This is a genomic window from Pseudomonas sp. B424 (genome assembly GCF_055408345.1).
Window position 1 is genome coordinate 1 of sequence record NZ_JBUZTL010000076.1, and the last position, 694, is coordinate 694.

Consider the following 694-nt stretch of genomic DNA (forward strand, 5'->3'; position numbering starts at 1 on the left):
TGCCTGACCCCAAACTGCTGCTGGGTGTGCAGAACTATCCTGTTGGCGGTCCGGATCGCTGGAGCATCGACCAGGACTTCATGACCATGCAAATGGTTGGGGTCAGGCAAGAAATGCCCAACAGCGACAAGCGCAAGGCGCGTATTGAGGTCGCCGATGCGGCCGTTGAACGCGCCGCGGCGCAGCGTCGGGTCGAACGTCTGAACGTGCGCCAATCCACGGCGTTGGCCTGGATCAGTAGCTACTCGGTTGAGCGCAAAGATGCTCTGTTCCAGGACTTCTACAAAGAGAACCGCCTGCTGAGCGATACCGTCAGAGCCCAGATTGCCGGTGGCCGCGCTCAACCCGCCGATGCGGTAACACCCAAGCAAGAAGCAGCTCGACTGGCGGAGCAGCAGGACGATCTGATCCAGCAGCGAAGGCAGGCCCGAGCTGCCCTCAAGCGTTGGATTGGGCCCGCCGCAAACGACGAGCTTGTAGGTCGTTTGCCTGAATGGTCCGTCGATACCTCCGGTTACTCCCACAACCTGCAGCACCATCCCGAGCTGGCAGCGTTTGCCCCGATGACCCGGGAAGCACAAGCCAAGGTTCGTGAAGCCGTGTCGGAGAAACAGTCAGACTGGAGCTGGGAGCTGGATTACCAGCACCGTGGCCGGGCGTTTGGGGATATGGTCAGCGTGCAGCTTTCCTGGGA

General features: G+C 61.0%; 1 protein-coding gene. It reads left to right on the forward strand.

Going from position 1 to position 694, the window contains the following annotated elements:
- Nucleotides 1–694: TolC family protein (locus ACZRMS_RS26295; protein ID WP_194286478.1), on the forward strand; the 694-nt coding region annotated here is incomplete at both ends.